26 protein-coding genes are annotated in these 25,186 nt (G+C 69.9%); 16 read left to right on the forward strand and 10 right to left on the reverse strand.

Features of this window, described 5'->3' with window-relative positions:
* The first annotated feature begins 191 nt into the window (after positions 1-191).
* Positions 192-857 carry a DUF2076 domain-containing protein gene (locus tag ACFSCV_RS05640; RefSeq protein ID WP_378797832.1) on the forward strand — a complete coding sequence of 222 codons (666 nt, stop codon included), beginning with the start codon at positions 192-194 and terminating at the stop codon, positions 855-857.
* 76 nt (positions 858-933) lie between these two features.
* Positions 934-1,125 carry a hypothetical protein gene (locus ACFSCV_RS05645; protein WP_378797833.1) on the forward strand — a complete coding sequence of 64 codons (192 nt, stop codon included), beginning with the start codon at positions 934-936 and terminating at the stop codon, positions 1,123-1,125.
* A gap of 133 nt (positions 1,126-1,258) precedes the next feature.
* Here ACFSCV_RS05645 and ACFSCV_RS05650 read toward each other — a convergent pair whose 3' ends face one another.
* Together ACFSCV_RS05650 and ACFSCV_RS05655 are read right to left on the reverse strand one after the other, a co-directional pair.
* A complete protein-coding gene (locus tag ACFSCV_RS05650) occupies positions 1,259-1,621 on the reverse strand; it encodes a response regulator (RefSeq protein WP_378797835.1) in 363 nt (120 codons plus the stop codon).
* Between the two features lie 131 nt (positions 1,622-1,752).
* Positions 1,753-2,697, reverse strand: coding sequence for a L,D-transpeptidase (locus ACFSCV_RS05655; RefSeq protein WP_378797836.1), 945 nt, complete (start codon positions 2,695-2,697; stop codon positions 1,753-1,755).
* Positions 2,698-2,913: 216 nt separating this feature from the next.
* On the opposite strand from ACFSCV_RS05655, the gene ACFSCV_RS05660 reads away from it, so the two are divergent.
* Positions 2,914-3,405, forward strand: a complete 492-nt coding sequence (locus ACFSCV_RS05660; protein WP_378797838.1) for a GNAT family N-acetyltransferase — start codon at positions 2,914-2,916, stop codon at positions 3,403-3,405.
* Between the two features lie 3 nt (positions 3,406-3,408).
* Here the strand turns inward: ACFSCV_RS05660 and ACFSCV_RS05665 are convergent, their stop codons facing one another.
* Positions 3,409-3,846: a MarR family winged helix-turn-helix transcriptional regulator gene (locus ACFSCV_RS05665; RefSeq protein ID WP_378797840.1), complete on the reverse strand. Its 438-nt coding sequence runs from the start codon at positions 3,844-3,846 to the stop codon at positions 3,409-3,411.
* Positions 3,847-4,044: 198 nt separating this feature from the next.
* Between ACFSCV_RS05665 and ACFSCV_RS05670 the strand changes: the two genes are divergently transcribed.
* The 3 genes from ACFSCV_RS05670 to groL all read left to right on the forward strand — a co-directional run bounded on the left by ACFSCV_RS05670 (position 4,045) and on the right by groL (position 7,189).
* A complete protein-coding gene (locus ACFSCV_RS05670; protein WP_378797842.1) occupies positions 4,045-4,983 on the forward strand; it encodes an alpha/beta fold hydrolase in 939 nt (312 codons plus the stop codon).
* Positions 4,984-5,158: 175 nt separating this feature from the next.
* Positions 5,159-5,446: a co-chaperone GroES gene (gene groES / locus ACFSCV_RS05675; RefSeq protein WP_378797843.1), complete on the forward strand. Its 288-nt coding sequence runs from the start codon at positions 5,159-5,161 to the stop codon at positions 5,444-5,446.
* A gap of 96 nt (positions 5,447-5,542) precedes the next feature.
* Positions 5,543-7,189: a chaperonin GroEL gene (groL, locus tag ACFSCV_RS05680; RefSeq protein ID WP_378797844.1), complete on the forward strand. Its 1,647-nt coding sequence runs from the start codon at positions 5,543-5,545 to the stop codon at positions 7,187-7,189.
* 156 nt (positions 7,190-7,345) lie between these two features.
* Here the strand turns inward: groL and ACFSCV_RS05685 are convergent, their stop codons facing one another.
* A complete protein-coding gene (locus tag ACFSCV_RS05685; protein WP_378797846.1) occupies positions 7,346-8,095 on the reverse strand; it encodes a sulfite exporter TauE/SafE family protein in 750 nt (249 codons plus the stop codon).
* 89 nt (positions 8,096-8,184) lie between these two features.
* Between ACFSCV_RS05685 and ACFSCV_RS05690 the strand changes: the two genes are divergently transcribed.
* A complete protein-coding gene (locus ACFSCV_RS05690; protein ID WP_378797848.1) occupies positions 8,185-9,072 on the forward strand; it encodes a LysR substrate-binding domain-containing protein in 888 nt (295 codons plus the stop codon).
* Here ACFSCV_RS05690 and ACFSCV_RS05695 read toward each other — a convergent pair.
* A complete protein-coding gene (locus ACFSCV_RS05695; protein ID WP_378797850.1) occupies positions 9,056-10,414 on the reverse strand; it encodes a diguanylate cyclase domain-containing protein in 1,359 nt (452 codons plus the stop codon). The two genes, ACFSCV_RS05690 and ACFSCV_RS05695, sit on opposite strands and share 17 nt — an antisense overlap.
* 145 nt (positions 10,415-10,559) lie before the next feature.
* Positions 10,560-11,420, reverse strand: coding sequence for a hypothetical protein (locus tag ACFSCV_RS05700; protein WP_378797852.1), 861 nt, complete (start codon positions 11,418-11,420; stop codon positions 10,560-10,562).
* Between the two features lie 276 nt (positions 11,421-11,696).
* Here ACFSCV_RS05700 and ACFSCV_RS05705 point away from each other — a divergent pair, with 276 nt between their 5' ends.
* Together ACFSCV_RS05705 and ACFSCV_RS05710 are read left to right on the forward strand one after the other, a co-directional pair.
* Positions 11,697-12,992 carry an SDR family oxidoreductase gene (locus ACFSCV_RS05705; protein ID WP_378797854.1) on the forward strand — a complete coding sequence of 432 codons (1,296 nt, stop codon included), beginning with the start codon at positions 11,697-11,699 and terminating at the stop codon, positions 12,990-12,992.
* Positions 12,989-13,480 (forward strand): DUF2269 family protein, encoded by a 492-nt coding sequence (locus ACFSCV_RS05710; RefSeq protein WP_378797856.1) that lies wholly within the window; start codon positions 12,989-12,991, stop codon positions 13,478-13,480. Before ACFSCV_RS05705 ends, ACFSCV_RS05710 begins: the two co-directional genes overlap by 4 nt.
* 57 nt (positions 13,481-13,537) lie before the next feature.
* Here ACFSCV_RS05710 and ACFSCV_RS05715 read toward each other — a convergent pair whose 3' ends face one another.
* Positions 13,538-14,254 carry a PA1136 family autoinducer-binding transcriptional regulator gene (locus ACFSCV_RS05715; RefSeq protein WP_378797858.1) on the reverse strand — a complete coding sequence of 239 codons (717 nt, stop codon included), beginning with the start codon at positions 14,252-14,254 and terminating at the stop codon, positions 13,538-13,540.
* Between the two features lie 2 nt (positions 14,255-14,256).
* Positions 14,257-15,126, reverse strand: a complete 870-nt coding sequence (gene hchA / locus ACFSCV_RS05720) for a glyoxalase III HchA (protein ID WP_378797860.1) — start codon at positions 15,124-15,126, stop codon at positions 14,257-14,259.
* A 295-nt stretch (positions 15,127-15,421) separates the two neighbouring features.
* On the opposite strand from hchA, the gene ACFSCV_RS05725 reads away from it, so the two are divergent.
* Positions 15,422-15,973, forward strand: coding sequence for a hypothetical protein (locus ACFSCV_RS05725; protein ID WP_378797861.1), 552 nt, complete (start codon positions 15,422-15,424; stop codon positions 15,971-15,973).
* Between the two features lie 93 nt (positions 15,974-16,066).
* Positions 16,067-16,957 carry a dienelactone hydrolase family protein gene (locus tag ACFSCV_RS05730; RefSeq protein ID WP_378797863.1) on the forward strand — a complete coding sequence of 297 codons (891 nt, stop codon included), beginning with the start codon at positions 16,067-16,069 and terminating at the stop codon, positions 16,955-16,957.
* 177 nt (positions 16,958-17,134) lie between these two features.
* On the opposite strand, the gene hisG is transcribed toward ACFSCV_RS05730, so the two are convergent.
* Together hisG and ACFSCV_RS05740 are read right to left on the reverse strand one after the other, a co-directional pair.
* Positions 17,135-18,142 carry an ATP phosphoribosyltransferase gene (gene hisG / locus ACFSCV_RS05735; RefSeq protein WP_378797865.1) on the reverse strand — a complete coding sequence of 336 codons (1,008 nt, stop codon included), beginning with the start codon at positions 18,140-18,142 and terminating at the stop codon, positions 17,135-17,137.
* Positions 18,139-19,242 carry an ATP phosphoribosyltransferase regulatory subunit gene (locus ACFSCV_RS05740; RefSeq protein ID WP_378797867.1) on the reverse strand — a complete coding sequence of 368 codons (1,104 nt, stop codon included), beginning with the start codon at positions 19,240-19,242 and terminating at the stop codon, positions 18,139-18,141. The genes hisG and ACFSCV_RS05740 overlap by 4 nt, the downstream gene beginning before the upstream one ends.
* A 223-nt stretch (positions 19,243-19,465) precedes the next feature.
* Between ACFSCV_RS05740 and zigA the strand changes: the two genes are divergently transcribed.
* The 5 genes from zigA to ACFSCV_RS05765 all read left to right on the forward strand — a co-directional run bounded on the left by zigA (position 19,466) and on the right by ACFSCV_RS05765 (position 25,148).
* The gene (gene zigA / locus ACFSCV_RS05745) at positions 19,466-20,674 is read left to right on the forward strand and encodes a zinc metallochaperone GTPase ZigA (protein ID WP_378797869.1); all 1,209 of its coding nucleotides are present in this window, start codon (positions 19,466-19,468) and stop codon (positions 20,672-20,674) included.
* An 18-nt stretch (positions 20,675-20,692) separates the two neighbouring features.
* Entirely contained in the window at positions 20,693-20,965 is a 273-nt protein-coding gene (locus ACFSCV_RS05750; RefSeq protein ID WP_378797871.1) for a hypothetical protein, read from the forward strand.
* A gap of 127 nt (positions 20,966-21,092) precedes the next feature.
* On the forward strand, positions 21,093-21,839 hold the full coding sequence (locus ACFSCV_RS05755; RefSeq protein ID WP_378797873.1) for a YebC/PmpR family DNA-binding transcriptional regulator: 747 nt from the start codon (positions 21,093-21,095) through the stop codon (positions 21,837-21,839).
* A 244-nt stretch (positions 21,840-22,083) separates the two neighbouring features.
* Positions 22,084-23,082, forward strand: coding sequence for a DUF2806 domain-containing protein (locus ACFSCV_RS05760; RefSeq protein WP_378797875.1), 999 nt, complete (start codon positions 22,084-22,086; stop codon positions 23,080-23,082).
* An 803-nt stretch (positions 23,083-23,885) separates the two neighbouring features.
* Complete coding sequence (locus tag ACFSCV_RS05765; protein WP_378797876.1) at positions 23,886-25,148, forward strand: Hsp70 family protein; 1,263 nt, start codon at positions 23,886-23,888, stop codon at positions 25,146-25,148.
* Positions 25,149-25,186 lie beyond the last annotated feature (38 nt).

The raw sequence follows: 25,186 nt of genomic DNA on the forward strand, positions 1-25,186 counted from the left end.
GCGGCGCGTTCCGGAGCGCCGCCGTCCTGTCCAAAGGGTCCGCGGAGCGCTTTGGTTCCGTGCGAAAGCTCGCCGCCGTCCATCGGCCGCGCTTCCGCCAAGGAAACGTCACGACGTCTTCGGAACCGCGCCACAACCAATCGCGATCCTCATGCGTTGAAAGTGTTTCGACGCCTCAGGAGGGCTTCGTGATGAACGCCGAGGAACGCAATCTGATCGCGGGCCTGTTCGACAGGCTGCGCGGCGCCGAGAACGCCTATCGCGACCCCGAGGCGGACGAGTTCATCCGCGGGCAGGTCGCGCGCCAGCCGCACGCGCCCTACGCCATGGCGCAGACGCTGATCGTGCAGAACCAGGCGCTCGAAGCTGCGCAGGCGCGCATCGCCGAACTCGAGCGTGCGCTCGACGAAGCGCCGCGCGGGCCGCAGGCGGCGTCGCCCTGGGGGCCGCGCGCGAGCGAAGCCATGGGCGCTCCGCCCGCCTTCGGCGGGCAGGGCGAGCGCGATCCAGATCCGGACTACGGGCGGCGGCCGTCCTATGGCGACCGGCCGTTCGGGCAAGGCTCCTACGGCGCTCCGCCGCCCGCGGCCGCTCCGTCGCGCGGCGGCGGCTTTCTCGCGGGCGCCCTGACGACCGCGGCAGGCGTCGCAGGCGGCGCGCTGCTGTTCTCCGGCCTCCAGTCGCTGTTCGGCGGCGAGGAGGCTCACGCCGCCGGCTCCGCCGCGAATGCGGTCGAGCCGCAGGCGGACGCCGCCGCGCCCGAGGACGCGGGCGGCGGCTGGTTCTCCGGCCTGCTCGGCGGCGACGAGGCCGGGTCGGCCCCGCCGGACGACGGCGGCGACAGCGACTGGATCTGACGTCCAGAACATCGAAGCAGGGGCGAGTTTGCGTCCGCGCGGCAGCCGGGCGGACGCCAGAAGACGGATTTCAGCGATGGCTGAACGGAAGCGATACGACGAACCCGAGATGGTGCGCGAGCCCGGCGTGGAGCCGGACCGGCGCGAGGGCCACGAGCGCGACTTCATGGCCTCGGACGACATCGAGGACGGCGCGACCGGATCCGAGGATTCCGGCGCGGGCTCGTTCCTCGACCGGTTCCTCCCCCCACGGTCGAGCGGCCGATAGAACGCCGCCGGATCCGCGCGTCGCCCACCCTCCAACCTGGAGGGCGGCGCGCCGGGGAATGGAGTGATGGAGCTCGAACGAAAACAGGCGGCGCCCGGTCCGGCGCCGCCTGTTTTCGTGAGTCCGCCTGATCTCAGGGGTGGCGCCGGCCGCCCGACGCGGAGGCCACGACCGCCTCGATCGCGCGCTGGCTGTAGGGCTTGGCGATGAAGGCGGCGTCGCGCAGGCCCTCCGGGCATCCGGAGACGTCCGAGCCGGTGACGAAGGCGAACGGAAGCTCCTGCTCCTTCAGGGTGCGCGCGAAGTCGTAGGACTTGCCGTCGACCACGTCGATGTCGAGCAGGGCGAGATCGAAACCGCCCTTCAGGGCCTTCTGCGCCTGCGCGATCGACCGGCAGGAGGTGATGCGGGCGTCGGTCCAGCAGCGGACGATGGTTTCGAGATCCAGCGCCAGAATGGCGTCATCTTCGAGGATCAGAACGCGGAACGGCGCCAACGCATGTACTCCTGGCGAATTTCACTCGCACAGAAACGCGCTCCGGCCCGTCCGGTTTCATGGTCGATGAAGAATTAATTTTAACGGCGCGCGAGGGGCCGGCGCGGACGCCGGCCCCTCGCGCCAGAGCCCTAGATCACCTTGACGACGGTGCCGACGCGGACGCGTTCGTAAAGGTCGGTCACGTCCTCGTTGGTCATGCGGATGCAGCCCGAGGAGACGGCGCGGCCGATCGACCAGGGCTCGTTGGAGCCGTGGATGCGGTAGAGCGTCGAGCCGAGATAGAGCGCGCGGGCGCCGAGCGGATTGTCCGGGCCGCCCGGCATGAACGCCGGCAGCTCGGGACGGCGCTGGCGCATCTCCGCCGGCGGCCGCCAGTCCGGCCATTCCCGCTTCTGCGAGATGGTCTCGGTCCCCTTCCACGAGAAGCCCTCCTTGCCGACGCCGACGCCGTAACGGATCGCCGTTCCGTCGCCCTGGACGAGGTAGAGGAAGCGCTCGCGAGTGTTGATGACGATGGAGCCGGCGGGCTCGGAGCCGGCGTACTGCACGGTCGTGCGCGCGAATTTCGGGTCCACCGTGCGGCGGGCGGCGTCGCCGGCGCCAGCGGCCGAAGGCGGCCCGGCGAGGCGGCGCGGCGTGCGCTCGATGCGCGGCTCGCGCATCTCGTAGGGATCGTCGTAGCGGTCGTCGTAATCGTACCGGCGGTACTCGCGGCCGTAGAGCACCCGCGGCTCGTCGCCGTAGCGGTAGACCCGCGCCTCGCCGCCGTCGAGCGCCATGCGCCCGCTGCGGCGCTCGGCCTGACGCTCCCGCGAGGTCGGAATGCGGCGGGTCCGGTAGACCGGCTCGTCGTCGCCGAACATCTCCTCGATCAGGCCGCCGCCCATGTTGCGGGACGGCGCGCGCCGGACGACGCGCGGCTCGTCGTCATAGTAATAGCCCGCGCCGGCGCGGGGCGCGTATTCGCGCGTCTCGATCACGCGGGACTGGGCGACGGCGGGCGCCGCCGGCGCCAGCGCCGCGATCGTGAGCGCGCCAAGCATCGCGGCGAGAGGAGCGCGGAATGCGGTCACGGATGCTTACTCCTCGAAAACAGGCCCGGCCGGAGAGGGCGGTCGGGCGACATCTTACGCTACAATGGACGGAAACCGCCTTACGTTGCATGAACGAGCGCGTGAGCCTTGTCCTGCGCGACCGTGGCGAAATCGAGGGGCGGCGGCGCCGGGTTGTCCGGCTCTGCATGTCGTGACAGAACGCGACGCTCCTCCAGCCGACGGGACGGACCTGCGATGAGCGAATTCCTGATCCGCGAAGCGAACGACGGCGACGGCCCGGAGCTGGCCGGCCTCGCCCGCCGCGTGTTCGAGGAGCACGGCGGCGCGGCGTTCGATCCGGCGCGGCATCCCGAGCTCGACCAGCCGGCGAGCGCCTATGCCGGGCGCGGCGGCCGGCTCTGGGTGGTGGCGCGGGGGGATACGCTGGTCGGTGGGCTCGCCGTCGCCCGTCGCTTTCGGGCCGGCGAGTTCGAGATCGCGCTGCTGTATCTCGACCGCGACGTGCGCGGGCAGGGGCTGGCCGCGGCGCTGCTCGCGGGCGCGACCGCCTTCGCGACGGCCTCGGGCGGAGAACGGCTGACCTCGTGGCTCGACGCCCGCTTCGAAAGCGGCGCGCGGTTCTACGAGCGTCAGGGGTTTCTCAGGCTGCCGGGCGTCCGCGCGCGCCATGACGCCGAGGACACTCTCCAGCACGCTTACGCGCGGGACGTCGCGCAGGTGGCGTGAGCGTCAGCCGACCGCCTTGCGCAGCTCGCCGAGGCGGCGGCGGGTGACCTGCCACGAGCCGAAGCCGAGCCGGTTCTCGATTTCGCCCTGGGCGATGCGCCACAGCGGCAGCGCCGCGTCGAGCGCTCCGCGACCCTTCTCGGTGAGCGTCGGCTTGCGGCGGCCGTTCGCGCCCTTCTCCGGCGCGACGAGGCCTTCCTTGCGCAGGAGCTGAAGATTGCGGACGAGCGTGGTCCGCTCGATCTCGATGCGGTCGGCGAGATCGGTGATGGAGCCGGCCTCGTCGGCCTCGATCGCGGCGAGCAGCACGAACTGCGTGCCCTTGAGGCCCGACGGCCGCAGCGCGTCGTCGTAGAAGCGCGTGACCGCGCGCGCCGCCATGCGCGTGTGCGAGCAGGCGCACATGGTGTGGATATCGAGAATTTCCTCGCGGGTCGCCATTCCGTGAGGATCGCGCCGAATCCTGCGAAAGATCAAGCGCCAAGACGCCACAGCGGCGTCGCGCGGGCTTCCCCCGGAACGCCGGGCGGATAGTCTTGCGCGCATGGGGTGGCGCGGCGGCGCCCGACGCGAGGACGCCCGAGACCCGATGACGACGATGCGCCGTCTTTCCCGCCTCGGTTGCGCGGGAGTCCGCGCGTGACCACGCGGCCGCAGCCCGCCGTTCAGGTCGCGGACTTCACGCTGCAGCTCCGGAGGGCCGAGGCGGGCGGCGGCGACCTGCTGGTCGTGCTGTCCACCAAGCGGCGTTTCGCGATGTACCGGCGGGAGTTCACGCGCGACGTCCTGTTCGTGGCGGACGGGCGGGTCGGCTTTTATGTGCACGGAACCGAGGCGCTCGCGGAGGCGATCATGTCGATCGCGGATCGCGGCGACTACGAGCGCGTGCTGCTGGTCGGCGGTAGCAAGGCGGGCTTCGGCGCGCTGCTGGTGGGGGGCGTGGCGGCGCGGATGCGGCCGGACCGGGTGATCCGCGTCCTCGCCTTCCAGCCGCGCGCCTGGATCTGGCCCTACCAGCGCGAGCGCAAGGTCCCGAGCTATCACCGCCAGCACCGGCGCGCGTCGAAGGAGCCCGGCCTCAGGGCCGACATGCGCCGCTTCGGCGACGTCCGTTTCGTGGCTGAGCTCCCGAACCTGGTGGCCCAGGTCGTCTACCCCGGCCGCAACGCCGAGGACATGGAGCAGGCGCTCGCCCTCGACGGGCCGAACGTCCGCCACGCCGCGGTCCCCACTGCGATCCACAACGCCATGGGCTTCCTCAACCTGATCCGGCGCCCGGAGGAGGAGGTGCGGGCGGGCGTCGACCGCATGTTCGGCGGCGACGCGGCAGACGACGGCCTGTTCGCGGACGAGGCCCAGCGGCTGACGCTCGTGCGCGAGATCCTTGCGGCCGTCGCGCTCCCGACCGTCGACGAGTATGTCGACGCGACCTTCGACCTGTCGCCGACGCCCGCCCCGCCGGGCTGGGCGAGGCGCATGGCGTGGCGGCGTCTCCGGCGCAGGGCGGCCGCGCTGCTGCGGCGGCTCACGCCTTATCCGCGCATCCGGAGCCCGCGCGCCGCGCCGCCCGTCACGTGACGCAAAAAATCCTGCGCCCCGCGTCCGGCCGCGTCCTTGACAGCCGGCGCCTGCGTTCGTATCTCGCCGACGTGTTAGCACTCTCCATAAGCGAGTGCTAACACCCGGACGTCCGGCGTCCGGCCAAGGTATTGGAACGCGAAGCGCCAAAGCGCGCGCTCGAGAGGGTTCACCAATGGCATTTCGTCCGCTGCACGACCGTGTGGTCGTCCGCCGCCTCACCGCCGAAGAGAAGTCGAAGGGCGGCATCATCATTCCGGACACGGCGAAGGAAAAGCCGCAGGAAGGCGAAGTGGTCGCCGTGGGCGCCGGCGCCCGCGACGAGTCCGGCAAGATCGTCGCTCTCGACGTCAAGGCCGGCGACAAGATCCTGTTCGGCAAGTGGTCGGGCACCGAGGTCAAGATCGACGGCGAAGACCTGCTCATCATGAAGGAGTCGGACATCCTCGGCGTCATCGCCTGAGGTTTTCCGGCTTTTTTTACGCCCGGCCGGGCCGCGCCCTCACGGCGCAGCGGCCGGCGGGATCGAACCTGAAACTTCGCTCAAGGGAGCACTCACATGGCTGCGAAAGACGTACGTTTTTCCGCCGACGCGCGCGACAAGATGCTGCGCGGCGTCGACATCCTCGCCAACGCGGTGAAGGTCACGCTCGGCCCGAAGGGTCGTAACGTCGTGATCGAGAAGTCCTTCGGCGCTCCGCGGATCACCAAGGACGGCGTGACCGTCGCGAAGGAGATCGAGCTCGAGGACAAGTTCGAGAACATGGGCGCCCAGATGGTGCGCGAAGTGGCCTCGAAGACCAACGACCTCGCCGGCGACGGCACCACCACCGCGACCGTGCTCGCCCAGGCGATCGTCCGCGAGGGCGCCAAGTCGGTGGCCGCCGGCATGAACCCGATGGACCTCAAGCGCGGCGTCGATCTCGCCGTCTCGAAGGTCATCGAGCACCTCAAGGCTTCGTCCAAGAAGATCGCCACCTCCGCCGAGGTCGCGCAGGTCGGCACGATCTCCGCGAACGGCGACAAGGAAGTGGGCGAGATGATCGCCCACGCCATGCAGAAGGTCGGCAACGAGGGCGTCATCACGGTCGAGGAAGCCAAGAGCTTCGAGACCGAGCTCGAAGTCGTCGAGGGCATGCAGTTCGACCGCGGCTACCTCTCGCCGTACTTCATCACCAACGCCGAGAAGATGATCGCGGACCTTGAGGACCCCTACATCCTCATCCACGAGAAGAAGCTCTCCGGCCTGCAGGCGATCCTGCCGGTTCTCGAGTCGGTCGTGCAGTCGGGCAAGCCGCTCGTCATCATCGCCGAGGACATCGAGGGCGAGGCGCTCGCCACCCTCGTCGTCAACAAGCTCCGCGGCGGCCTCAAGGTCGCGGCCGTGAAGGCTCCGGGCTTCGGCGACCGCCGCAAGGCCATGCTCGAGGACATCGCGATCCTGACCAACGGCCAGGTCATCTCCGAGGACCTCGGCATCAAGCTCGAGAACGTGACCCTCGACATGCTCGGCCGCGCCAAGAAGGTGACGCTCGAGAAGGAGAAGACCACGATCGTCGACGGTGCCGGCGAGAAGGACGCGATCGAGGGCCGCGTCGCCCAGATCAAGGCCCAGATCGAAGAGACCACCTCCGACTACGACCGTGAGAAGCTCCAGGAGCGTCTCGCCAAGCTGGCTGGCGGCGTGGCCGTCATCCGCGTCGGCGGCGCGACCGAGATCGAGGTCAAGGAGAAGAAGGACCGCATCGACGACGCCCTCAACGCCACCCGCGCGGCGGTCGAGGAAGGCATCGTGCCGGGCGGCGGCGTCGCCCTGCTGCGCGCCAAGACCTCGATCCGCGACATCAAGAACGACAACCCGGACATCCAGGCCGGCTTCAACATCGTTCTGAAGGCGCTCGAGGCTCCGATCCGTCAGATCGCCGCCAACGCGGGCGTCGAAGGCTCGATCGTCGTCGGCAAGCTGCTCGAGACCGACAACGCGACGTCGGGCTTCAACGCCCAGACGGAAGAGTATGTCGACATGATCCAGGCCGGCATCGTCGACCCGACCAAGGTTGTGCGCACCGCGCTGCAGGACGCGGCGTCGGTCTCGGCTCTGCTCATCACCACCGAGGCGATGATCGCCGAGCTTCCGAAGAAGGAAGCGGCTGGCGGCATGCCGGGCGGCATGGGCGGCGGCGGCATGGGCGGCATGGACTTCTGAGGAAGTCCATAAAAGCCGCCTGTCCCTCAAGGATGGCCAAGTCGGGAACACCCGACTTGGCATGCGGCATGGATTTCTGATCCAGCCAGCCACGGTTGCGAATGACAAGGGCCCCGGAGCGATCCGGGGCCCTTTGTTTTACGTCGGAGCCTGCGTTTATCCGGCGGCCGTCGCCGCGAGATAAAGCCCGAGCGCCAGCAGCCCCGCGAAGAACAAGGTGCGGAACGTCTCCGGCGCGATGACGCGGCGGAGCTTCGTGCCCGCCGCCATGCCGAGGCCGGCGGGGATCAGCGCCGCGGCCGAGCCGCCGATCGCCGGCGCGGGCAGGCCGCCGTGCAGCGCGAGGCCGGCGCCGAGGGCGAGCGTCGACACCGTGAAGGACAGACCGAGCGCCTGCACCAACTCCTCCTTCTCCAGGCCGAGCGCCTGCAGGTAGGGCACCGCCGGAATGACGAACACGCCGGTCGCGCCGGTGACGGCGCCGGTCACAAGGCCGACGGGGGCCGCGAGCCTTCGGCCGGCGCGTTCTCTCAACGTCGGCCGCCAGCCGCTCAGGCCGAGCGCGGCGTAAAGCGCGAGCACGCCGCCGAGAGCGGCGGAGGCGAGGCGGGCGTCGTCGCCGGACAGCGCGCCGGCGGCGGCGGTCGTCGCGACGGCGACCCCCGCCATCATCGGCCAGAAACGCCGGACGGCCCCGAGAGGATCGGGGCCCGCCGCCAGCTGCCAAAGGTTCGTCACGAGCGAAGGCAGAAGCAGGAGGGCCGCGGCCGTCGCCGGCGGCATGACCGCCGCGAGCAGGCCCATGGCGACCGTGGGAAGGCCCATCCCGGTCACGCCCTTCACCAGCCCGGCGAGGCAGAAGGTCAGGAAAGCGAAGGCGAGGAAAGGCGGCGCAAGATCCGGCATGGGCCGACTTGAACGCCGCCCCGGGCGCGGCGCAATGTGGAGTTTCGGAAAACGGCCTTCGGTAAATCCAGAGGAAAACGGAACGCGCCATGCGCTTTGACTTCGCGGATTTGCGTCTCTTCCTGCATGTGGCGGAGGCGGGCAGCATCACCGCGGGCGCGGAGCGCGCGGGCCTCGCGCTCGCCTCCGCCAGCGAACGCATCCGCGGGATGGAGGCGACTGGCGGCGCGCCGCTGCTGGAGCGGCGTCATCGCGGCGTCGTTCCAACCGCCGCAGGCCAGGCGCTCGCGCGGCACGCCCGCGAGATTCTCGCCGCCTGTGAGCGCATGCGCGGGGAACTCGCGGCCCATGGCGAAGGGCTGCGGGGCGTCGTGCGGATGATGGCGAACACCTCGGCGGTGTCCGAGCATCTGCCGGCTCCGCTCGGCGCGTTCCTCGCCGCCAACCCGCGCATCGACGTCGAGCTGGAGGAGGCGTCGAGCGCCGACATCTACGAGGCGGTCGCCGCGGGCCGCGTCGATTTCGGCGTGGCGTCCGATCAGGTCGACCATGGCGACCTCGTCCTTGCCCCGTTCCGCAGGGACGCGCTCGCGCTCGTCGCGCCGCACGGCCACCCGCTCGCGGCGCGGCGGGCGGTCGCCTTCGCCGAGACGCTCGATCATCCCCAGGTCGGGCTCGGCTCCGGCGGCGCGCTTCAGGACTATCTCGCCGGGCGGGCGCGGCGGCTCGGACGGGCGCTGCCGGCGCGTGTGAAGGTGCGCGGCTTCGACGCCGTGTTCCGGCTGGTGGAGCAGGGCGTCGGCGTCGCGGTCGCGCCGGAGGCCGCAGCGGCGAGGGCGGGCCGGACCATGGCGCTCGGCGTCGCGCCGTTGTCGGACGCGTGGGCCGCGCGGGGGCTGGTGATCGCGACCCGGCGCGGCGGTCCGCCGTCGCCCCACGCGGCGGCGCTGATCGCGGCGCTCACGCCGTCAGGCTGAACTGCACCGTGCCCTTGGCGCTGCGTTTGGCGCGGTAGAGCGCGGCGTCGGCGATCGTCACCAGCTCGAGCGTGTCGCGGGCGTCGGCCGGCGAGACGGCGATGCCGATGGTGACGCCGACGCGCACTGTCACGCCGTCGATCTCGATCGGCTCGCCGACGTGCGCAATCACCCGCTCGGCGATCTGCCGAAGCGGGCCGGCGTCGGTGAGCCCCGGCAGCAGCAGCGCGAACTCGTCGCCGCCGAGCCGCACCAGCAGGTCGCCGTCCCGCAGGGCCAGCGACATGCGGCGCGCCGCCTCCTTCAGCACCGCGTCGCCGAGCCCGTGGCCGTGCTCGTCGTTCACCTGCTTAAAGCCGTCGAGATCGAGATAGGCGAGCGCGAAGCCGTCGTTCCGCGGCGAGCCGATCATGCCCTCGACGCGGGCGAACAGCGCCAAGCGGTTCGGCAGCCCGGTCAGGGGGTCGAGCAGCGCGCGGCGCTCGCTCTCGCCGAGCCGGATCGCGGCCGCCTTGCCCTGGCGCAGCACGTAGGCGGTGAGCGCGGCGAAGGCGACGAGCAGCGCCAGCATGATCGGCAGCAGGCTGCGCAGAAGCTCCGCGCCGGGATCGGAGCCGCGCCAGGCGAAGGCGACGGCGCCCTTTCCGTCGGCGGTCGGAATCCGCACCGAGGCGTCGTGGCGGGCGGCCTTCGCCACCCGCAGGCCGGGGAGCAGGTAGGCCTTCGACAGCGCCTCGAGCTGCGCGGGCCCGAGCAGGTCGACGAGCGCCAGCATTCTCGGCTCGGCCGGCTCGGCGCCCCGGTCCTCGGCGTAGGGCCGGATGCGCGAGAGCGCGACCAGGGCCGGCGCGCCGTCGAGCAGCAGCAGCCCGGACGCCGTCTCGACGCCGCCGTCCGCCCCGACCCGGTGGGCAAGGACGCCGAAGCCGCCCTGCAGGATTGCGGCGAGGGGGCCGCTGATCTCGGCGCCGTCGCGCGAGCCCAGAACGACGGCGCCCTCGCCGTCGACCACGGCGACCAGATGCGCGCCGTATTCATCGGTCGCGGGCCGGACGACGTTCTCGCCGAACCATTCCGCGTCGCCCTGTTTGGCCACCCGGTCGTAGGTTTCGTCCCAGTGCGCGTAGTCGTTGGTCGTCTTCTCGAGAGCGGCCGCGCGGGTCGCGAGGGCGGTCTCCGCAAGGGCGCGTTCGCGCGCCTGCATGTCCGCGGTCTGGCGCTGGGCCACCCAGACGGCGGCGGCGATGCAGGCCACGATCATCACGGCGACGAGCAGGCTGACCGGCGCGATGACGGTCCTCGAAAACGTGTCTCCCGGCCGTTTGACGCCCCCGGATGGCATGTCTGGCGCGATCCCCCGCTTGCGCGCGCCCGAAGCGGCGGCGTGACGCCCTTCTATCTGTCCGAGCCGGGGGCGACCTCAAGCCTTTCGGGCGAGCGATCCACCGCGAAGCGGGGGGCTTCGCGGCGGACGCTGGGGTCGGCGGTCAGCGCGCCGCGACGGCCTTTCCGGTCGCGACGTCGGTCACGGAGCCGTCCTCGAGGCTGATGCGATAGATCTCGCGCACCACGTTGCCGGAGAATTGCAGCTCCACGATCGAGACCGTCTTCAGCGTGGTCTGGAAGCCGTCCGGCAGCAGCTTGTTGAACTCCGCGGCGGTCTCGTCCATCGGCGCCTTGAACGTCGCGAACGGCTCCATCGAATAGACCAGCGTGTTGTGCGGGTTGTGCGAGGCGGTCGCCTTGCCGTCCTTGATCACGTTGACGCCGCTGACGCCGACGGTGCGCACCAGCTCCTTTCCGGCGTCGCCCATGGCGGCGTAGACCGGGCCGGTGACGCGCGGCAGCGGACCGTCGCGCAAGGGCGCGAGCGCCGCGGTCGCGGTCACGCTGTAGGCCATCATGTCGTCATAGGCCTTGCCCTCCTTGACCACGCCGAGATCGAGCCACCACGGCCGGCCCGCGCCCTTGGCGGCCTCGGTCGTATAGAAGGTCTTGAGCGTGATCTGGAGCGGGGCCGGGGGCTTCGGCAGGACCTTCAGCATCGCCGCCGGGGTCTCGGGATCGGCGTTGTGGATGTGCACGACCGTGATGTGCGGGATGTTGGGGAGCTCGGCCTCGGCCTTCAGCCCGAGCTCCAGCAGGCGCGCCTTCAGCGGCCCGCGGATCTTGGCGTCGAGCACGTCGTTGGCGTCCTTCGGCAGGGTGTAGACGAGCCCGTAGGTCGTCTTGTGCTCCCGGAACTCCGGTTTGCCGATCGAGGAGTTGTCGATCTCGGCGGCGAAGGCGGGCGCCGCGAGCGAGACGGCCGCGAGAGCCGTGGCGGCGAGGGCGAGATGGCGGAGCATGGCGAGCGGTCCCCTGCAAGGATGGTTCGTTCCGGGCGTAGCCAGGGCCGGATCGGCTCTGGCGCGAACGTCCGGGCAAGGATCGTGCGCGGGCGGTGACGGGCCGATGTCCCACGCGGTATCCCGCGGCCTCGTTCACGGATTCGTGTTCGACTTTGGGCACGGTCAGCGCGGAAATCCTGCGCCGGAGCGTCACGGACGGGGGCCTGTTCGCCGGACGGATTCGCGGCCGCCGCTGGCTCCCGCGTGTTATGCCGGCGCCAAGGAGGCGGCGGCATGCGCGTTCTTGTGCTCGGAGCTTACGGCTTGATCGGCGCCGCCGTGGCGGATCGCCTGCTGGTGGCGGATTGGCGCGTCGTTGGGCTCGGGCGGTCCGAGCGCGCGGGGCGTCGTTCGCGGCCCGAGATCGAATGGCGCTCGGCCGACATCGCCGCGCTTCTGAGCCCGGATGACTGGGCGCCGTTCCTGCGGGGCGTCGACGCGGTGGCGAACTGCGCCGGCGCGCTGCAGGACGGCGCACGGGACGACGTGGCGGCGGTGCACCGCGACGCCATGCTGGCGCTGCAGCGCGCCTGCGCGGCCGCGGGTGTCCGGCGTTTCGTGCAGATATCCGCCGTCGGCGCGCGGCCCGACGCCGTGACGACGTTCCTGCGCACCAAGGGCGAGGCGGACGCGGCGCTCGCCGGGTCCGGGCTCGACTGGGTGATCTTAAGGCCAGGCCTCGTCATCGGGGCGGCGGCCTATGGCGGAACCGCGCTGCTGCGCGGGCTCGCGAACGCGCCCTGGGCGACGCCGCTGATCGAGGGCGCGGCGCCCATCCAGACGGCGCCGGTCGACGAGGTCGCCGAAGCCGTGCGGAAGGCGCTCGCCGGCGAGATTCCGTCCTGCGCGGCCTATGATCTCGTGGAGGACGAGGCCTACACGCTCGGCGGCGTCGTCGCGGCGTGGCGGGCGGCGCTCGACCGCCCGCCGGCCCGGACGCTGAACGCGCCGCGCTGGCTCGGCCGGCTGCTGTTCCGGGGCGGAGACCTGGCGGGCGCGCTGGGGTGGCGGCCGCCGATGCGCAGCGCGGCGCTGCGCGAGATCGAAGCGGGCGTGCGCGGCGATCCGGCGCCGTGGCGGGCCGCGGCGGGAGCGCCCGTCCGAAGTCTCGCGGCCACCTTGCGGACGCTGCCCTCCACGGTCCAGGAGCGGTGGTTCGGGCGCATGTTCCTGCTCAAACCCGTGATCATTCTGACGCTCGCGGCGTTCTGGGCGGCGTCGGGCCTGATCGGGCTCGTGCGCTTTCAGCAGGCCGCCGACATCCTCGTCGTGCGCGGAGCGCCGCAGACGGCCGCGGGGCTCGCGGTCCTGCTCGGAAGCGTCGTCGACGTCGCGCTCGGCGTGGCGATCCTGTTCCGCCGCGCGCATGTGGCCGCCGCCTGGGGCATGATCGCGGTCTCGGGCCTCTATGCGCTCGGCGCCGCGGCGTTCGCGCCGGATCTCTGGCTCGACCCGCTCGGGCCGATGGTCAAGATCTTCCCCGCCGCGGTGCTCGCGCTGGTCGCGCTCGCGATCGAGGAGGAGCGATGACCCCGTCGTTCGTCGACGCGCTGCGCTGGCTGCATGTGATCGGCGCGACCGTGCTGCTGGGAACGGGGGCCGGCATCGCGTTCTTCATGCTGATGGCCCACCGCTCCGGCGACGCGCGTCTCGTCGCCCATGTGGCGGGGACCGTGGTGATCGCCGACGCGATCTTCACCGCGTCCGCGGTCGTGCTGCAGCCGCTCACCGGCGCCGCGCTGGCGCACCTTCTGGGGTGGCCGCTGACGACGGGATGGATCGCGCTTTCGCTCGCGCTCTATGTCGCCACGGGCGCGCTCTGGCTCCCGGTGGTGTGGATGCAGGCGCGGATGCGAAAGCTCGCGCAGGCTGCGGCGGCCGGGGGCGGGGAGCTGCCGCGGGCCTACCATCGGCTGTTCCGGCTCTGGTTCGCGTGCGGCGCGCCGGCCTTCGGCTTCGTCGCGGCGATCCTCTGGCTGATGATCGCGAAGCCGGCCATTCCGTGGATCGACGGCTGACGCTCCTGCTCCAGAAGGCGCAGCCTTCTGCCGCCGTCGATCTCGCGCCGCCCGCCGCTACGGTTCCAGTTCGCCTGCGCGGACCAACAGATGCACGGCCTGGGCTGTGCTGGCGGCGCCGAGACGCTTGCGGACGCGGCGCATGTGATTCTCGACCGTCCGTTCGGATAGCGCGAGCAGCAGCGCGATGTCCGCCTGTCGCCGGCCGGAGGCGATCCAGCGCATGATTTCCCGCTCGCGGTCGGAGAGGCGCGGCGTGGCGGGGGACACGGTCGGCCAGAGACGCCGCGCTGCGTGGAAGGCGGCGGTCGCCGCCAGCGTCAGCGCCAATCGGGTTTCAATCGCGCTGTCGATAGTCTCGCCGCCGAAGGACATGGCGCCGATCAGGCCGCTATGCCCGAAGATCGGAACCTGAAGGCCGTGTACGCCGGGCCCGCTCGGGCGCCTGACGACCCGATAGCTTTCCTGGTCCGGCGCGCCCGTTTTGGTCCAGAAGAAGGCGCGATCGGTCTCCAGCACGTGCCGGTTGACCGGGCATCGCGCAAGATAGGTTTCAGGCTCGACCTGTCCGCTATCGCCGAACCAGTCGCCTTCCAGCCAAAGCAGCCGTTCGACGAGGCCGTCGCCGGATGGCGGCGAGGCGTAAAGGACGAAGCGGTCGTACCCGAGCGGTCCGGCGAGCCCCCGGACCGCTGAGCGGAGGGAGTCCATATCCTCGCTCCGCTCTATGGCGGCGACCGCCGCGGCGGTCGCCGTGAGGCCCGATCCGCCCATGCTCAGCCTTGCGCGACCTCGGCCAGCAGCGCCCCGGCCGCGAGCTTGCCGAGATTGTTGGCGGCGAAGGGGCTGGCGCCGGTCAGCACCTTGCGGTCCTGGTGGGTCGCGTCGTTCACCTCCGTGTTGAGTATGTCGACCCCGAGAGCTTTCAGCTTCTCGCCGAAATGCCAGGTCAATTGGCCGGGCATGTATCCTATGTCCGGCGTCAGGCGGTCGGCGGCATCGGGGAAGGCGGTGATCGCGTACCCCGCCAGCGGGAACACGTCGCCGTCCGCCTTGGGCGCGCAGGCGAGGAAGGCGGCCGGACCGTGACAGATCGAGATGAGGTGCCGATCGTTGTCGAGAGTCCATCGGATCACATCGGCGACCTCCGAGCTGAACGGCAGGCCCACGAGCGGGCCATGCCCGCCGGGAATGAACACCGCGACATAGTCGCTGTCGGGCCCCAGTCCGGCGAGCACGTCGGCGAGTTTCAAGGGCTGCTGGAACTGCTCAAGATAGGCCTTATGCAGGCCCGTGATCGCCTCATCTTCCTTGGGCATGGCCCAGAACTCAAACTTGACCGAGTTGCCCGACACGGTGGCGATGTCGAACTCGAATCCAGCCTTGTGCAGGTGGTACATCGGCACCAGCGTCTCGACCGGGTGGTTGCCTGTCGAAAACATCGTGCCGTTCTGAGTCTTGAGGTATCGCTCGTCGGTTCCGATGACAAGAATACGTCGCGCCCCGGCATAGGGGCGCGGGTAGTCGGCGCCCTCAAGGTCGCTCTTCGGGCTGGTGTATTGCGACAGCGAATAAGGAGACGGGAAGAAGGCGTTGAATTCGGCCTCGTCCGGCTGTGGTTTTTTGCTCTGCGGCAGGATGCTCATCCTGTTTCTCCTGGTTGGATTCGCAAGGTAGACATCGGCCAACGCGGGGGAAATGAGGGATTTCCCTCAACGCCGCTATCCTGTTCCAGGGCACGCGGATGCCATTTTTCCGCAGTTTGGCGCAGACATGAGGGGCGAGTGGGGAGCATTGCCGCTCGCTTCATCACGATCGTGCGGACCCTAGCCGTTGGTTCTCCTCACGGTCGCCGCACGGCTCGGCTAATGTGGCGTCACGTCGGACTTTAGCCGGCGTGCGCGCCGGCTAAGGCGCGCGTCGCGTATCGCCGGAGTCCCGATGGCCGTCCGTTTCCGCCGTCTCGCCGCCGTCTGCCTCGCGATCGTTCCCCTGGCGGCGGCGGCCGAGCCGGTGCGCGACGAGGCGAGCGGGCTCGCGATCGATCCGCCGGCAGGCTACTCCGTCGAGAAGATCGACGGCGGGCAGCGCTACGCCGCCGCCTTCAACGTCAAGAAGACCGGCGCGGACGAGCCCGGCTGCCGGGTCGGCTTCCAGGCGAGTCCGCAGAACGCCGGCCTGACGCAGGAGGAGATCAACGCCTTCACCGCCAAGCCGGAGTGGACCGATCTGATCAAGGCGACGCTCGCGCTCTACTACGACGTGGCCTCGGTCGATCCGTTCGAGCAGGCCGGGCTCGCCGGGGCCGCGGTGATCGGCGACATCAAGGCCGCGGAAGGCGAGACGCAGGCCCCCGACGCGCGCTCCTATCTCGTGCTGCTCGACACGCCGAAGGGGCGGACCACGCTGGTGTGCGTGGCGGCGCGGTCCGACTTCGACGCCCGCCGCGCCGAATTCGAGGCCGTGGCGCGGGCGGTGCAGCCGCCGCGATGACTTCTAGGTGAGGGCGGTTTTCGCGCGCCGCAGCGTGTAGTCTCCGGGTCTCCCGCGCCACGTCGGCGCTGGGGCCAAGGCCCGAGGACGTTGATGACGCCGAGACCGGACCGGAGCGCGATCGCGCTCTACGATCGCTTCACCCATGGCGAGCTCGACCGTCGCGGTTTCATGGCGCGGCTGACCGCGCTCGCCGGCTCGACGGCCGCGGCGCAGGCGCTGCTGTCGGCGCTGTCGAACGACTACGCCCGCGCGGCCATCGTCGCGCCGGACGACCGTCGCCTGAAGATCGAGACCGCGACCTACGCCGGTCCGGACGGCCCGGTGAAGGGCCTGCTGGCTCGCGGGGCGGCCGAGGGACGTCGGCGGCCGGCGGTCGTCGTCATCCACGAGAACCGTGGACTCAATCCGCACATCCAGGACGTCTGCCGCCGGCTCGCCGTGTCGGGGTTCATGGTGTTCGGCGTCGATCTGCTGTCGCCGGTCGGCGGCACGCCTGAGGACGAGGACGCCGCTCGCGAGCTGATTGGCGGGCTCGATCCCGCGAAGGCGACCGCCATGCTGGTCGCGGCCGTGTCCTTCCTCCAGCAGCATCCGGAGGCGAACGGCTCGGTCGGCGCCGTCGGCTTCTGCTGGGGCGGCGGCATGGCGAACCGGCTCGCCGCGGCCTCGTCCGAACTGAAGGCCGCGGTGTCCTACTACGGCCCGACCCTGCCCGACGAGCAGGCGGCGGAGGTGAAGGCCCCGCTGCTGCTGCAGTACGCAGGCCTCGACGAGCGGGTGAACGCGGGCGTGCCGGCCTTCAAGAAGGCGCTCGAGGCCGCGGACAAGCCCTTCGAGCTCTTCATCTACGAGGGCGCGGACCACGCCTTCAACAACGACGCCAATCCCGCCCGCTACAACAAGAGGGCGGCGGACCTCGCCTGGGACCGCACCATCGCCTTCCTGGAAAGCCATCTCGGCGCGGCTCCGCCCCCGACCTGATCGGGCGGCCGGACGACGGCGGCGCATTTTTTTCGCGCGGACCGGGAACCGCGGGCCGAGGTTCGCGTTGTCCGACCGAAAGCTCGAGAAGAGCTTTTGATCGGGCCTTCGGACCCCCCCGACCGAAGCGCCTGGACAGAGGCGGAGCCGCTACCCCCCCGAAGCGGCTCCGCCTTTTTATTTTTCCCCGATCGCGTCGAACAGGCTCGCCACCAGAGGCGGGTTCGGCTCGAACACGTCTTCCAGCGTCGCGACGGTGACCGTGCCGGCGCCCGCGGCGGCGAGCGCCTCGACCAGCGGAAACAGCGCCTTCTTCGGCGCGTGCAGCACCAGCGGCGCGCCCGGCGCCGGCGGCCCGAACGGGGCGCGGGCGTCGAAGCGGGCGGCGACGTCGATCAGCACCCGCTCCACGCCGGCGTCGAAGCGGGCGCGCACCTCGCGGATGGAGCGCGCGCGCACTTCGGCCGCGATGCGGGTGAGGATGGTGCGGGCGGCCGCGCGCGCCGGCGCGCCCCAGTCCGCGCCGAGGCTCGCCACTAGCTGGGCCTGACTGCGCAGGATGACGCCGTCGTCGAGCACCTTGAGCGCGTTCGCGGCGAGCGTCGCGCCGGTGGTGGTGATGTCCACCACCACGTCGGCGGCGCCGGCGGCGGGCGCGCCCTCGGTCGCGCCCAGGCTCTCCACGATCCGGTAGTTTGAGACGCTGGTGCGCGCCCGCCCGCCGCCGGGCTCGGTCCAGGCGAAGAAGCCGCGCGTCAGGTTGAGGTACTTGGTCGCGACGCGCAGCCGCCGGCCGTGGCGGCGCTGCATGTCGGCGGCGACGTCGTCGAGGTCGGCCATGGTGCGGACGTCGATCCAGGCCTTCGGCGCCGCCACCACCACGTCGGCGTAGCCGAAGCCGAGAGGCTGCAGCAGCTTCACGCGGCCGGCGGCGTCGGGGATCTGCTCGCGGATCAGGTCCTCGCCGGTGACGCCGAGATGGGCGGCGCCGCTCGCGAGCTGGCCCGCGATGTCGGAGGCCGACAGATAGGCGATCTCGACGTCCGGCAGGTCGGCGATCGCGCCGCGATACTCGCGCGCGCCGTTCGCCCGCACGAAGTTGAGGCCGGCGCGGGCGAAGAACGCCTGCGCGTTCTCCTGCAGGCGCCCCTTGGAGGGCACGGCGAGGATCAGCGGTCCGGTCATCGCGCGGCTCCGGGGAAACGGTCGAGCCAGAGCGAGAAGCCGACGCCCGGCGCAGGAGCGGCCCCGAGCGCGCCGAGCAGCCCGTCATAGCGCCCGCCGCCGGCGAGCGGCCCGTCGCCGCCGTCACGGCCGAGCTCGAACACGAGGCCGGTGTAGTAGTCGAGCTTGCGGCCGAAACGGCTCGCGAAGCGCATGCGCTCGACCGGAAGGCCGGCCGCCGCGAAGGCCTCGATCCGGCTCCCAAGCCGCTCCACGGCCGGGCCGATCGCGAGCCCGCCGGCGGCGAGGGCCCGCAGCCGCTCCACCGCCGTACGCGCGTCGGCGTCGACGGCGAGAACGTCGGTCAGCGCCTTGCGCTGTTCGGCGGAGAGGCCCGCGGCGCCGCCTGCGGCGTTCTGCTCGATGAAGCGGTCGGCGATCTCGGCCGGCGTGCGGCCGCCGACGGCCGCGATGCCGGCGAGCGACAGCACGTCCTCGATCACGGCGCGCGCGGCCTCGGGGCCGGCGGCGTCGAGCGCCGCGAAAAGGCCGGCGTGGCCGGCCCGCGCCGCCTGCGCCGGCGTCGCGGCGGACAGCGCGTCGAGGCTTTCGCCATAGGTGATCTCGCGCTTCAGCCGCCGCCGGAACGCGGGGGCTGCGTCGAGCGCCTCGACGGCCGCCGCGATCAGCGCGAGGTCGCCCAGCCGGATGATCGGCGCCGGTTCGCCGAGCAGGGCGGCGGCTTCGAGCGCGAGCGCGAGGATCTCGGTCTCGGCCGCGATCGCGTCAGCGCGGCCAAAACTCTCGACGCCGGCCTGCGCGCTCTCGCCGCCGCCGCCGCGGCGGTGACGGAAGATCGGGCCGGCGTAGTAGTAGGAGGCCGCCCGCGCCGGATCGCCGCCCGCGATGTGGCCGAGCGCGATCGGGATGGTGAAGTCCGGCCTGAGGCACAGGTCGCGGCCGTCGCCGTCGCTCGTCAGGAACATCCGCGCGCGCAGGCCTTCGCCCATCACATGCAGGAACGGCTCCGCCGGCTGCAGGATCGAAGGCTCGGCGCGCGCGAAGCCGGCCGCTTCGAAGCGGTCGAGCAGGCTCGGCGGGATCGGGACCAGAGGCGACATCGGGCAGGCACGCGGGGACTGTTGCAGGCGGGCGGAACGGTTGCGCGTCTAGCAGGCGAGACGCCCGAGCGCGACTGTTTTCGTGGGTGCAGGCCGATCGGCCGCCTTCGCGCCGCCCGCCGCGCCGGCCTGCCGCGACGGTTTGCGCGGCGGCGCAGGGGTTGTCCGCGCGGTCTCGTCTCGATATGTTATGTTATAACATTTAAACATGGATCGCGCCGCCATGCCCGACGCCCGCCTGCCCGTCACCGTGCTTTCCGGCTTCCTCGGCGCCGGCAAGACGACGCTGCTGAACCACATCCTCGCCAACCGCGAGGGCCGCCGGGTCGCGGTCATCGTCAACGACATGTCCGAGGTGAACATCGACGCCGACCTCGTGCGCGGCGGCTCGGACCTGTCGCGCTCCGAGGAGAAGCTGGTCGAGATGACCAACGGCTGCATCTGCTGCACGCTGCGCGACGATCTCCTGACCGAGGTGCGCCGCCTCGCGGAGGAAGGGCGCTTCGACCATCTGGTGATCGAGTCCACCGGAATCTCCGAGCCGCTGCCGGTGGCCGCCACCTTCGACTTCCGCGATGAGGACGGCGTCTCGCTGTCGGACGTCGCCCGGCTCGACACGATGGTGACGGTGGTCGACGCCGCCAACCTGCTGAAGGACTACGGCAGCCGCGACTTCCTCGGCGACCGCGGCGAGACGGCGGGGGAGGGCGACGAGCGCAGGCTCGTCGACCTGCTGGTGGAGCAGATCGAGTTCGCCGACGTGGTGGTGCTGAACAAGGCGTCCGCCGTGGACGCCGCCACCCGCGCGAGCGTGCGCGGCGTCATCCGCGCGCTGAACGGCGACGCCGAGATCGTCGACGCCGATTTCGGGCGCGTGGCGCTGTCGAAGATTCTCGGGACCGGGCGGTTCGACTTCGAGCGCGCCCGCCGCAACCCGATGTGGGCGAAGGAGCTGTTCGGCTTCCGCGACCACACGCCCGAGACCGAGGAATACGGCGTGTCGAGCTTCGTGTTCCGCGCCCGCCGGCCGTTCCACCCCCAGCGGTTCGACGCGATCCTGAAGCGGACCTGGCCGGGGCTGGTGCGCGCCAAGGGGCATTTCTGGCTCGCGACGCGGCCGGACTGGGCCGGCGAGATGTCGCTCGCGGGCGCGATCTGCCGCACCGAGGGCGCGGGCACGTGGTGGGCCGCGGTCCCGCGCCGCGACTGGCCGGAGCATGAGGAATGGCGCGGCTGGCTCGGCGCGCGCTGGGCCGAGGGCTGGGGCGACCGCCGCCAGGAGCTCGTGTTCATCGGCGTGGGGCTCGACGAGGTGCCGCTCCGCGCCGCGCTGGAGGCCGCGCTCGTGGGCCGCGACGAGACCGCGCCGGACTGGGCGGCCTATCCCGGCCTGCCCGATCCCTTCCCCCTCTGGCGCCGGGACGCGGCCTGAGCTTATCTCCCCTCCATCATGCCGCTGTTCTTCAAAGCCAAGTCCGAGGATCCCGGCCGCGCGGAGGCCTCGCGCCGGGTCGCGGGGCTGGTCCGCGCCGCGCTTGCGCTAGGCGAGGATGACGCCGTGACGGTCAGCGAGATCGATTGCGGCGACCCGGCCTGCGGCGGCGCGGAGACGGTGGTGCTCGTCATGCGCGTCGGCCGGAAGACGCAAGCCGTGAAGCTTCTGAAGCCCACGGTCGAGGTCACCCCCGAGGACGTCGCCGGCGCCTTCGCGGCCGCCGGCTGACGGTCTTCCCTCAGGCGCGTGAGAATCATATAACGCCGCCCACCTCAGGGATTGGAGCGGCCGTCCGCCGGAGCGTCGCGCGAGCGCGGCGGCGGAGCGACGTTCCCGGAACGACGTCGGAGCGATCATGGCCGGGCATTCACAGTTCAAGAACATCATGCACCGCAAGGGCCGCCAGGACGCGGTGCGGGCCAAGCTGTTCTCGAAGCTCGGGCGCGAGATCACGGTGGCCGCCAAGTCCGGCCTGCCGGACCCGGCCATGAACCCGCGCCTCCGGCTCGCGGTCGCCGCCGCCAAGGCGCAGTCCATGCCGAAGGACAACATCCAGCGCGCCATCAACAAGGCCGCCGGCGGCGACGCCGACAATTACGAAGAGGTCCGCTACGAGGGCTACGGCCCCGGCGGCGTCGCCATCATCGTCGAGGCGCTGACCGACAACCGCAACCGCACCGCCGCCGCCGTGCGCTCCTACTTCACCAAGGCCGGCGGGGCGATGGGCGAAAGCGGCTCGGTCGGCTTCATGTTCACCCGCGTCGGCGAGATCGTCTATCCCGCCAAGGCCGGCACCGCCGACGCGGTGCTGGAGGCCGCGATCGAGGCCGGCGCCGAGGACGTGGAGTCCGACGACGAGAACCACGTCGTCACCTGCGCCTTCGAGGACCTGAACGAGGTCTCCAAGGCGCTCGAGGCCGCGCTCGGCGAGGCCGAGAGCACCAAGATCGTGTGGCGGCCCTCGACCACCACCGCCCTCGACGAGGACAAGGCCGCCTCGCTGCTGAAGATGCTCGACGCCTTCGACGACGACGACGACGTCCAGAACGTCTGGGGCAACTACGAGATCTCCGACGAGATCATGGCGAAGATCGGCGGGTGAGGGCGCTGAAGGGGCGGAAATGCTCCCTAGCGTCCGGCGCTGGGAAACATCGTGCACCGTGCGCTTACAAGAAGTTTAAGGGGGCTTTCGTGAAGCCGTCGCGTTTTTACCGCGGGCGACATGCGCAGACTCATATCGCAGGGAGCCTTCTATGCGCTCTCGCTGCAGTCGCTCCGGCTTTGCAAAACCGATTTTGAGAATCGAGGGAGTAATCTAACCTCGGCGTGGAAGCTGGGGGTCAAAAATGTCCGGTATCGAGCCGTCCGGAAGTACGTGGCTTGCGACGATCAAAGATTTCGACTGGCTGAAGTTCCCAGGCGTCGCAAGAGCTATCGCCATCCTAGTGACTGGCTCGGCTGAAGCAGCGGCGGCGTGGGTCGATATCGCCAAAGCAAAGGGCGAGGAGCGGGCTGCACGGATTAGAGATTATGCCGGGGCCAGATCGCAGGTGATTGAGGCGCTTGGAGCAGAGTCAGCCAAGGCAGTCGTAGGCGATCACGCGCTCGTGCAGATGGCGCTCGACCGCCTAGTCCGAGACGAACTACGAAAACAGGAAAATCGCGAGGAGGTTGCAAAGCTAGCGATCGAACAAATTGCGAGCGAAAACGTTCATGATTCTGATCGAGTAGCCGATGAGGTCAAAATTGACGATGATTGGATGAACGTTTTTACAGATTATGCCGAGAGAGCAAGCTCTGCTTGCATGCGAAATACTTGGGCGCGAATTCTTAAAGGTGAAATAAGAAAGCCTGGATCTATATCACTTCAGACGCTTCAGGTGCTCTCAGTAGCAGATCAGAGTGTTGTGAATTCATGCGCCGCGTTGTTTCCATATGTTGTTTATAGGAAATACATCGCAAAAAAAGTTGTGTCGGCGGACGGGTTTGCAAAGCATTTAATGCTGCTTCAGGAGGCTGGAATTATTGCCGGTGTGGGCGGCACATGCTCCAATGCAATGCCTTTAAATGAGAATGTATGCTTGGTGGTCGGTCTAAAAGAGAAGGGGATTATTGCAAAATATCCCCTCGCTCCGGGAATGGAAAAGTCCTTTGAAAGCGTAAATCTTACGCGCGCCGGGGTCGAGCTTTATATGACCGTGGATTGGGAGGACGATGTTGCAGCGCTTGGGGAGTATTTGAAGTTCTATCAGAAAGACGGCGCATATAAATTTTATGTAGGAGATGTTGAATGGACGAGTGAGACGAAGTTCAAAATTGTGAATGCATCTGAAGTGTCGCTTTGAATGGGCGTTTAAGGCTTGAGACTAAAAAAGTCGAGTGCAACCCTCTGTTTGTATCTGATCAAATGTCAAAAGTTCTAGTAGATTAGGGCTTCCGTGCTACCGCTCTCGAGAGGCTTCTAAGCTTCGCCTCAGCGACAGCGTTTTGGCCTGTAGGGGAAGGCGTACGCCCTTGGCGCCTCTCCTCTTTTATACGGATCTCTTCTTCGTTCTGGCGACGTATTTCCTCGGCTCGCTGTAAGTCACGTAACTCGGCACGGTGTTCGGCCTCAAGGTTCCGGTGGTTGGAATTCGACGTCGAGCGGGGATAGAGCGCCTGGAGATTGAGTTGGTTCGCTTGAGTGGGCGATATCCTTTTATGCCTCTGATGCCAAGCCAACCAGTTTCGGTAGGCTTCTTCCTCGCTGATCCCCTTGCGCCTAGCGTTTCGTCTGATGCGACGACCAGCATTTGAGGACGGAGGGGGGACGCCGGTACGGTTGACGTGCTCTTGGATGCGCTGCCACTCGATAGCCAGCACAAACAAGGCAAGAAAAAGTCCGATGATGCTGAGAATCATGACGATACGGATCAGTATTTTACACGCAATTCGGAGAATGGAGGCTGGCTCTTATGGAAGTCGAGTCAGGATTTTAACTTAGGCTCCAGACCCGAGCGCGATTTGAGTTTCCTGACGGATTCAGAGCCCGGTTCAACGGCCGAAAGAGGCCGTTTGACTCGGTGATCGAACAGTTCGGTTGGGCATGGACGCCGGCCGGCAGGGCGGGTAGAAGACGCGCCCTTCGTCCAGAGCCCCGACCTTTCCCATGACCGCCTGCGGCCTCGATTTCGGCACGTCCAACACCACGCTCGGGCTCGCCCGCGCCGAGGAAGCCGAAGCCTTGGGAGCCGAGCTTGCGCGGCTCGAGGGCGGAGAGGTCACGCTGCCGAGCGCGATCTTCTTCGCGCCGACCGCCGCGGCCAAGGTCGGGCGAGCCGCCATGAGCGCCTATCTCGACGGCGAGCCGGGCCGGCTGATGCGCAGCCTCAAGTCCGTGCTCGGCACCTCTCTGATCGACGAGGCGACCCAGGTCGGCCGCGACCGCGTGCGGTTCCGCGACGTGATCGCGAGCTACCTCGCGATCGTGAAGCGCCGCGCCGAGGCCGCGACCGGCGCGTCGCTCGATGCGGTCGTCCACGGCCGGCCGGTGCATTTCGTCGACGGCGACGACGAGGGCGACGCCCGCGCGGAAGCCACGCTGCGCGAGATCGCGCAGTCGGTCGGTTTTCGCGAGGTGTCGTTCCAGTACGAGCCGGTCGCGGCCGCGCTCGACTACGAGCGCAGCGTGGCGGCCGAGGAGCTGGCGCTGATCGCGGACATCGGTGGCGGCACCTCGGACTTCACGGTGGTGCGGCTGTCGCCGGACCGGCGCGGCCGCGACGACCGGGCGGCCGACATCCTGGCGAACGACGGCGTGCGCGTCGGCGGCGTCGACTTCGACCGCCGCTTGAGCCTGGGCGAGGTCATGCCGCTGCTCGGCTTCCGCTCGCCGATGAAGCGCCGCGAGCTCGAGGCGCCGTCGAGCTGGTTCCACGAGCTCGCGACCTGGTCGAGCATCAACAAGCTCTACGATGGCCGCGCCGTGCGCCAGATCCGCGAGACGCGCCGCGAGGCGGCCCGGCCGGAGCTGCTCGACCGGCTGATCCGGGTTATCGAGAGCGAGGGCGGGCACGGGATCGCGGCCGAGGTCGAGGGCGCCAAGATCAGGCTGTCGGAGACCGAGGAGACCGCCGTGCCGCTGGGCTGGGCCGAGCCGAGGCTCGCCGCCGCGGTGCGGCGCGAGCGCTTCGTCGGCCACACCGGCGCGCTGACCGCGAAGATCGCGGAGCGCATCGGCCGCTGCCTCGCGGCCGCCGGCGTCGGCCCGGAGCGGATCGACGCGGTGTTCCTCACCGGCGGCTCCACCCGCATCCCCCATGTGCGCGCCGCGATCCTGGGCGCCGTGCCGGCGGCGCGGCCGGTGGAGGGCGACGTGTTCGGCTCCGTCGGCCTCGGCCTCACGCTGGAGGCCGCGCGCCGCTACGGCTGAGCCGCCGTCTGTTTTCCGGCCGCGCGCGGCTTATCTGT

Source organism: Methylopila henanensis (genome assembly GCF_042681025.1).
Lineage (GTDB): Bacteria > Pseudomonadota > Alphaproteobacteria > Rhizobiales > Methylopilaceae > Methylopila > Methylopila henanensis.

Coding starts and splice junctions, on each gene's coding strand:
- ACFSCV_RS05750 (WP_378797871.1), top strand. CDS start 20,693: ATGCCGCTGTTCTTCAAAGCCAAGTCCGAGGATCCCGGCCGCGCGGAG.
- ACFSCV_RS05705 (WP_378797854.1), top strand. CDS start 11,697: ATGCGCGTTCTTGTGCTCGGAGCTTACGGCTTGATCGGCGCCGCCGTG.
- groES (WP_378797843.1), top strand. CDS start 5,159: ATGGCATTTCGTCCGCTGCACGACCGTGTGGTCGTCCGCCGCCTCACC.
- ACFSCV_RS05665 (WP_378797840.1), bottom strand. CDS start 3,846: ATGGCGACCCGCGAGGAAATTCTCGATATCCACACCATGTGCGCCTGC.
- ACFSCV_RS05760 (WP_378797875.1), top strand. CDS start 22,084: ATGTCCGGTATCGAGCCGTCCGGAAGTACGTGGCTTGCGACGATCAAA.
- ACFSCV_RS05660 (WP_378797838.1), top strand. CDS start 2,914: ATGAGCGAATTCCTGATCCGCGAAGCGAACGACGGCGACGGCCCGGAG.
- ACFSCV_RS05755 (WP_378797873.1), top strand. CDS start 21,093: ATGGCCGGGCATTCACAGTTCAAGAACATCATGCACCGCAAGGGCCGC.
- ACFSCV_RS05765 (WP_378797876.1), top strand. CDS start 23,886: ATGACCGCCTGCGGCCTCGATTTCGGCACGTCCAACACCACGCTCGGG.
- ACFSCV_RS05690 (WP_378797848.1), top strand. CDS start 8,185: ATGCGCTTTGACTTCGCGGATTTGCGTCTCTTCCTGCATGTGGCGGAG.
- ACFSCV_RS05710 (WP_378797856.1), top strand. CDS start 12,989: ATGACCCCGTCGTTCGTCGACGCGCTGCGCTGGCTGCATGTGATCGGC.
- ACFSCV_RS05730 (WP_378797863.1), top strand. CDS start 16,067: ATGACGCCGAGACCGGACCGGAGCGCGATCGCGCTCTACGATCGCTTC.
- ACFSCV_RS05700 (WP_378797852.1), bottom strand. CDS start 11,420: ATGCTCCGCCATCTCGCCCTCGCCGCCACGGCTCTCGCGGCCGTCTCG.
- ACFSCV_RS05685 (WP_378797846.1), bottom strand. CDS start 8,095: ATGCCGGATCTTGCGCCGCCTTTCCTCGCCTTCGCTTTCCTGACCTTC.
- ACFSCV_RS05695 (WP_378797850.1), bottom strand. CDS start 10,414: ATGCCATCCGGGGGCGTCAAACGGCCGGGAGACACGTTTTCGAGGACC.
- groL (WP_378797844.1), top strand. CDS start 5,543: ATGGCTGCGAAAGACGTACGTTTTTCCGCCGACGCGCGCGACAAGATG.
- ACFSCV_RS05740 (WP_378797867.1), bottom strand. CDS start 19,242: ATGTCGCCTCTGGTCCCGATCCCGCCGAGCCTGCTCGACCGCTTCGAA.
- ACFSCV_RS05725 (WP_378797861.1), top strand. CDS start 15,422: ATGGCCGTCCGTTTCCGCCGTCTCGCCGCCGTCTGCCTCGCGATCGTT.
- hchA (WP_378797860.1), bottom strand. CDS start 15,126: ATGAGCATCCTGCCGCAGAGCAAAAAACCACAGCCGGACGAGGCCGAA.
- ACFSCV_RS05715 (WP_378797858.1), bottom strand. CDS start 14,254: ATGGGCGGATCGGGCCTCACGGCGACCGCCGCGGCGGTCGCCGCCATA.
- ACFSCV_RS05640 (WP_378797832.1), top strand. CDS start 192: ATGAACGCCGAGGAACGCAATCTGATCGCGGGCCTGTTCGACAGGCTG.
- hisG (WP_378797865.1), bottom strand. CDS start 18,142: ATGACCGGACCGCTGATCCTCGCCGTGCCCTCCAAGGGGCGCCTGCAG.
- ACFSCV_RS05645 (WP_378797833.1), top strand. CDS start 934: ATGGCTGAACGGAAGCGATACGACGAACCCGAGATGGTGCGCGAGCCC.
- zigA (WP_378797869.1), top strand. CDS start 19,466: ATGCCCGACGCCCGCCTGCCCGTCACCGTGCTTTCCGGCTTCCTCGGC.